Source organism: Pseudogemmobacter sonorensis (assembly GCF_042762395.1).
Lineage (GTDB): Bacteria > Pseudomonadota > Alphaproteobacteria > Rhodobacterales > Rhodobacteraceae > Pseudogemmobacter > Pseudogemmobacter sonorensis.
In genome coordinates this window covers 1-6381 of sequence record NZ_JBEFZE010000062.1, presented here as the reverse complement: position 1 = coordinate 6381, position 6381 = coordinate 1, and the positions used below count along the sequence as shown (strand labels likewise).

At 67.6% G+C, this 6381-nt stretch carries 7 protein-coding genes and 1 pseudogene; 5 read left to right on the top strand and 3 right to left on the bottom strand.

Annotated features, from left to right (window positions below; translation table 11 throughout):
• From ABNX41_RS21375 to ABNX41_RS21365, 3 genes are all read right to left on the bottom strand, one after another.
• A partial coding sequence (locus ABNX41_RS21375; protein ID WP_438669824.1) for a GTP-binding protein occupies positions 1-121 on the bottom strand: 121 nt, incomplete at its 3' end.
• Between the two features lie 88 nt (positions 122-209).
• Complete coding sequence (locus ABNX41_RS21370; protein ID WP_438671707.1) at positions 210-896, bottom strand: hypothetical protein; 687 nt, start codon at positions 894-896, stop codon at positions 210-212.
• Positions 897-1173: 277 nt separating this feature from the next.
• Positions 1174-3489 (bottom strand): DNA topoisomerase IV subunit A, encoded by a 2316-nt coding sequence (locus ABNX41_RS21365; RefSeq protein ID WP_438671706.1) that lies wholly within the window; start codon positions 3487-3489, stop codon positions 1174-1176.
• A gap of 226 nt (positions 3490-3715) precedes the next feature.
• Between ABNX41_RS21365 and ABNX41_RS21360 the strand changes: the two genes are divergently transcribed.
• From ABNX41_RS21360 to ABNX41_RS21340, 5 genes and pseudogenes are all read left to right on the top strand, one after another.
• Positions 3716-4285 carry an SH3 domain-containing protein gene (locus ABNX41_RS21360; protein WP_438671705.1) on the top strand — a complete coding sequence of 190 codons (570 nt, stop codon included), beginning with the start codon at positions 3716-3718 and terminating at the stop codon, positions 4283-4285.
• A gap of 82 nt (positions 4286-4367) precedes the next feature.
• Positions 4368-5213 carry an SDR family oxidoreductase gene (locus tag ABNX41_RS21355; RefSeq protein WP_438671704.1) on the top strand — a complete coding sequence of 282 codons (846 nt, stop codon included), beginning with the start codon at positions 4368-4370 and terminating at the stop codon, positions 5211-5213.
• 78 nt (positions 5214-5291) lie between these two features.
• Positions 5292-5495 carry a twin transmembrane helix small protein gene (locus ABNX41_RS21350; protein WP_438671703.1) on the top strand — a complete coding sequence of 68 codons (204 nt, stop codon included), beginning with the start codon at positions 5292-5294 and terminating at the stop codon, positions 5493-5495.
• Positions 5496-5514: 19 nt separating this feature from the next.
• Positions 5515-6093 (top strand): cob(I)yrinic acid a,c-diamide adenosyltransferase, encoded by a 579-nt coding sequence (locus ABNX41_RS21345; RefSeq protein ID WP_438671702.1) that lies wholly within the window; start codon positions 5515-5517, stop codon positions 6091-6093.
• 149 nt (positions 6094-6242) lie between these two features.
• A pseudogene (locus tag ABNX41_RS21340) lies at positions 6243-6381 on the top strand (electron transfer flavoprotein subunit beta/FixA family protein); the annotation flags it as partial.

The following is a 6381-nucleotide window of genomic DNA, read 5'->3' as shown; positions in this document are numbered from 1 at the left end:
CCTTGAATTCGCCGAAATACTTCGTGATCGCCGCCGTCAGCGTCGTCTTGCCGTGGTCAACGTGACCGATCGTCCCGATATTGACGTGCGGTTTGTTGCGCTCAAACTTTGCCTTTGCCATCGTGGCCGCCCTTCTCTGGGGGCCCGGGAACGGGGCCCTCGCTTCACTCGCGCGGCGAGATATAGCCCGCGCGCCGGAAAATCAAGTCTCAGTTGGCGTCTTCGCCCGCCGGGACATCGGTCGGAACCCCGGCTTCGGACCCGCCCTCGGCCGCGACCTCCGCCCCGACTTCGACGACGACCTCCGGCACCGCCATCGCCTTTGCCCGCGCGTCGAGCGCGGCCTGCAACTCGGCCTTGGTCATGCCGAACCATTCGGGGTTCTCAAGCAGCCATTCCTCGACCTTCCTGACCGCATTGAAGGAAAGCGCCTCCATCTGCTGGGCCTTCGAGCGGGTCAGGCCGGTGCCGATCACCGTCTCGCCCGAAAGGCCCTCGAAGACGGTGATCTGATGGCCCTCGTCGTTCAGCCTCGCCCCCGCGCCGTCGTCCCAGATGTTCGCCGTCACCACGAGAACCGATTTCGGCGCCGCCACCACCGGAATGCCGGGCGGCGCCAGCGCATAGGCATCGACCGAAATGCCGATGTTGAAGATCCGGGTGCCGGGATAGCGGTGATAGCCGAAGCGCGCGTCCACCGCCTTCTGGATCGCGCCCTCCCATTCCTCGGGCGTGGCCGGACGGCTGATCGGCACCATCTGCACATTCTCGGCCACAGCGATATTATGGCCGAGAACGAAATCCCCGAGCGGCATCGGCGGCTCGTCCAGATCGTTGCGGGCGCAGGCGGCAAGGCCGAGGGCAAGGGCAAGGGCCGCAAGGGCGCGAGGGATCATGGAAGGCGGTCTCCGGCTGGGAACGGGGCGGCAACTGGCCCCACCGATAGCCGAGCCGCCCCCTGGCCGCAACGCCCCGCCCGCAAGCCGGATCCCAGGCCCGGGCGCAGAGGCCCGTAGAGGCCCCCCGTCCAGCAGCCCCGTCCGGGTGCAGCAGCCCGGCCCGGCCGCAGGCGCCTCTCGCGCGCCCCGGGCCCTCTCGCGGGTCCGCGCCCCGAGGCCCGTCCGGGGGCCGCGAAGCCGGAGGCGAAGCGGGGAGGATCAGACGGGCCGGACCTCAGGCAAAGCGGTTGTCGCGCGGGAAGCCGCGCGGCGCCATCTTGCCCGCGCCCGCGCGCGCGCCCAACCATTCGCTCAGGTCGGTCTCCGAACGGGTGCGCCCGGCCGGATCCTTCCAGGACAGCCCCTGCCCGAACGCGAAGGTGATCGCATCCGACAGCCCGCCGTCCTTGTATTTCTGAAGCCGCACCCCCTTGCCGCGCGCCATTTCCGGCAGTTCGGACAGCGCGAAGACCAGAAGCTTGCGATTCTCGCCCACCACGGCAACGTGATCGCCGGTCACGGGACGGCAGAGCGCGGCCTTGACGCCGTCGCGCACCGTCAGCACCTGCTTGCCGGTCTTGGTCTGGGCCACGAGCTCTTCGGCGGGGACGACGAAGCCGTCGCCCGCGGTCGAGGCGATCAGGTATTTCACCCCGGCCCGGAACAGGATCATGTCGGTCATGCCGGTGTCGTTGGGCAGGTCGACCATCAGGCGCAGAGGTTCGCCCATGCCGCGCCCGCCGGGCAGATTCGCACCCAAAAGGGTGTAGAACCGCCCGTTCTCGGCCAGGATCAGGATCTTGTCGGTGGTCTCGGCATGGAAGGCGAATCGCGGTCCGTCACCGTCCTTGAACTTCTGTTCCACCGTCAGGTCGACATGGCCCTTCATCGCGCGGATCCAGCCCATGCGCGAGCAGATGACGGTGATCGGCTCGCGCTCGATCATGGCCTCGAAGGGCACCTCCTCGACCTCGCCCGCATCGGCGAAGGCGGTGCGGCGGGCGCCGATCGCGGTGTCCTTGCCGAATTTGCGGCGGATCTCTTCCAGCTCCTCGCCGATGCGGCGCCATTGCAGCTTTTCGCTGCCCAGCAGATCGGCGAGCCCGGCGCGCTCGGCCATCAGATCGTCGCGCTCCTTGCGCAATTCGATCTCTTCCAGGCGGCGCAGGCTGCGCAGGCGCATGTTGAGGATGGCCTCGGCCTGCACCTCGGTCAATTCGCCCTCGCCCGGCGCGGGCGTGACGTAATCCTTTTCCGACATCGCCTTGGGGAAGCTGCGCCCCCAGCTCTCGCGCATCAGCGCGAGCTTGGGGTCGCTGTCGTAGCGGATGATGTCGATCACCCGATCGAGGTTGAGATAGGCGATGATGAAGCCTTCGAGCACCTCCAGCCGGTGGTCGATCTTCTGGATCCGGTGTTCCGAGCGGCGGCGCAGCACCTCGCGGCGGTGCTTGAGGAAGGCCTCCAGCACCTCCTTCAGCCCGCAGACCTTCGGCACCCGCCCGTCGATCAGCACGTTCATGTTCAGCGAGAAGCGGATTTCGAGATCGCTGTTTCGGAACAGCATGCCCATCAGCATGTCGGGATCGACGGTGCGCGCACGCGGCTCCAGCACGATGCGGACATCCTCGGCCGATTCGTCGCGCACATCGGCCAGAAGCGGGACCTTCTTGGTCTCGATCACCTCGGCCAGCTTTTCGATCAGCTTGGATTTCTGCACCTGATAGGGGATCTCGGTGACCACGATCTGCCAGTTGCCGCGGCCAAGCTCTTCGCGCTCCCACCGCGCGCGCAGCCGGAAGGCGCCGCGCCCGGTGGCATAGGTCTCAAGGATGGTCTCGCGCGGCTCGACCAGGATGCCGCCGGTCGGGAAATCGGGGCCAGGGACATGGGCGACCAGATCGGCGGTCGAGATCGCCGGATCCTTCAGCATCGCCTGGCAGCCGGTGATCAGCTCGTCCAGATTGTGCGGCGGGATGTTCGTCGCCATGCCGACGGCGATCCCGGACGAGCCATTGGCCAGAAGATTGGGGAAGGCGGCGGGCATCACCACCGGCTCTTCCAGCGTGCCGTCGTAATTGGGGCGGAAGTCGACCGCGTTCTCGGCCAGACCCTCCATCAGCACCTCGGCCAGCGCGGTCAGCCGCGCCTCGGTGTAGCGCGAGGCGGCGGGGCTGTCGCCGTCGATATTGCCGAAATTGCCCTGGCCGTCGACCAGCGGGTAACGGACGTTGAAATCCTGCGCGAGCCGCGCCATCGCGTCGTAGATCGCGGCGTCGCCATGGGGGTGGTAGTTCCCCATCACATCGCCCGCGATCTTGGCGGATTTGCGGAAGCCCCCGGTCGAGCTGAGCCGCAATTCGCGCATCGCGAACAGGATACGGCGGTGGACCGGCTTCAGCCCATCGCGCGCATCGGGCAGCGCACGGTGCATGATCGTGGAGAGCGCATAGGTCAGGTAGCGCTCCCCGATCGCGCGGGAAAGCGGTTCGGCCACGGTCAGCCCCTCGGTCGGGGGCTCGTCATTGCTGGGGTCATCTGCGTCGGACATGGGATGTGGTCTATTGCGCGCGCCGCCCGTGGTCCAGACGTTTCGACCCGGCCGGACCCGGGCAGGCCGCCGTCCGGGATGCCCCGGGGCATCGGCGCAACAGCCGCGGGCGAATTGCGCAAGACCCTCTCAATTTGTCGCACATTCATGTTATCCATGCGCCAAGGGGTCGGGATCTTCTGCCGAATCCCCCCCTGCCTGCTGCCTGAAGTGATCGGTCCCTGTCATGTTTCGCCTTGCTGTGCTCTTGTTCTGCTCGATTTTCGTCACCCTGCTGATCGCGGGCGAAGACAAGGGCCAGATGCGCCCCGGCCTTGCCCGCGCGATAGGCGAGGGCCGCGACATCGTGCTGGTGGAGCCGCCGCATCCGATCCCCGTCGAGACGACGACGCACCGCAAACCCGAAAGTGCAGCTCCGCTCGCGGCCGTCAAAACCTCCCCGCCCGTCGAAACGGCTGTGGTGGAGACGGCGGCTGCGGAGACGGCTCCGGCGAAAAACCCCTCGAAGATCTTCACCCTTTCGGCGCTGCCCGGAATGGGGGTCGAGGTGGTGCCCGCCGCCGTGACCGGGGGAACCGCGCCGGATGCGGTCCCGGGCGCGATCCGCTACGTTCGCGCGACGGCGGTGAATGTCCGCCAGGGCCCCTCGGCACAGACGGCGGTGGTGGACCGGCTGGTCTCGGGCGAGGCGGTGACCGTTCTTGGCCCCCTCGACGCCGAATGGGTCGAGATCGTGATCGAGGGCGACGGCACCCGGGGCTATGTCGCATCAAGGTTCCTCGCCCCCCTGCCCTGACGCCACGCCCGATCTTCATTTGACGCCCCCGCCCCTTTGCCCCTAAGCCGTCAGCCAAACGCGACGGAACAGCGGGCAGGACATGACAGACGGGCAGAAGCTGGAAAGATCGATTCTCGTGACCGGATGCTCTTCGGGCATCGGGCTTGATGCGGCGCATCGGCTGGCCGCGCGCGGCTGGCGCGTCTTCGCCACCTGTCGGCAAGAGGCCGATTGCGCCCGCCTGCGCGAGGGCGGGCTGGAGAGCTTCCGGCTCGACTACGCCGACGAGGACAGCATCGAAGCCGCCGTCGCCACCGTGACCGAGCGCACCGGCGGCCGCCTTGGCGCGCTCTTCAACAACGGCGCCTTCGCCTGCCCCGGCGCGGTCGAGGACCTGCCGCGCGGCGCCCTGCGCGAGATCTTCGAGACCAATCTGTTCGGCTGGCACGACCTGACCCGGCGCGTGATCCCGATGATGCGGGCCAATGGCGCGGGCCGGATCGTCAACTGCTCGTCGGTGCTGGGCTTTGTCGGCGCGAAATGGCGCGGCGCCTATGTCTCGACCAAATTCGCGCTGGAGGGCCTCAGCGACGTGCTGCGCCAGGAGATGCGCGGCACCGGGATCGAGGTGGTGCTGATCGAGCCCGGCCCGATCACCTCGCGCTTCCGCGCCAATGCCGTGCCGCATTTCGAGAAATGGGTGGATTGGGAAAACTCGGCCCGGGCCGAGGAATATCGCGGGCTCCTGCACCGGCTCTACGGCACCAGGGAGAAGCCCGACCGATTCGAACTGCCGCCCTCGGCAGTGACCGAGAAGCTGGTCCATGCGCTGGAAAGCCGCCGCCCGCGCCCGCGCTATCACGTCACCACGCCGACGAAGATCGCCGGGCTGGCGCGGCGACTGCTGTCCACGCGGCTGCTCGACCGGGTGACGGCGGGAAGCTGAGGCAGCCCCCGCAAACCGCTTCGCTTTGGCGCCGCAAGGCGCTAAGGCTTGGCCCTGCCCGCCAACAGGAGCAAGCCCATGCCGAACGATCCGATGTTCTATCTCGCCGCCGCCGCCGCGCTGGTGGTGCTGGCGATCCTGCTGTTCGGCATCGGCACCTTCGCGAAGGGCGGCGAATTCAACCGCAGGAATGCGAACAAGATCATGCGCTGGCGCATCATGGCGCAATTCGCCGCCGTGGTGCTGATCGTGGGCCTGGCCTGGCTGGGCGCCTGGCGCTGATCGCATAGGGGGAGAGACCATGGTCGTTCTGTCGAAAATCTACACCCGCACCGGCGACAAGGGCGAAACCGCGCTGTCGAACGGCGAAAGGGTCGCCAAACACGCGCTGCGGGTCTCGGCCTATGGCACGGTGGACGAGACCAACGCCGCCGTGGGCCTGGCCCGGCTGCATGCCACCGACCAGATGGCCGAGGGGCTGGCCCGGATCTCGAACGACCTCTTCGACCTCGGCGCGGATCTGGCGACGCCGGACCGCCATCTCGACGCGACGCTGTCCTACACGCCGCTGCGCATGATCGCCCCCCAGATCGACCGGCTGGAGCGCGAGATCGACGCGATGAACGCCCGCCTCACGCCGCTGCGCAGCTTCATCCTGCCCGGCGGCTCGGCGCTTGCCGCGCAACTGCACCTGTGCCGCACCATCTGCCGCCGCGCCGAGCGTCTGGCGGTCGAACTCGCCACGGCCGAGGATGTGAACCCCGAGGCGGTGAAATACCTCAACCGGCTCTCGGACTGGTTCTTCGTCGCGGGCCGCATCGCCAATGACGACGGGCGCGCCGATATCCTCTGGGTGCCCGGCCTGACCCGCGAAAGCTGAACGGGAACGCGGCGTCCCGGGACCGATTCCGGTCGCATTTCCTCTGTCTTGTCGCGTCACGCTGCGGTAACAGGCAATCGGGAGCTTGAACGGGCGCCGATCCTGCCTGCGGGCGGGCGCAGGCGCCCCGGAACACGGAGAGACGGCCGATGAAGGTATTGGTGCCTGTCAAGCGGGTGATTGACTACAACGTTAAGGTCCGGGTGAAATCTGACGGGTCTGGCGTTGACCTTGCGAATGTGAAGATGTCGATGAACCCGTTCGACGAGATCGCGGTTGAAGAGGCGA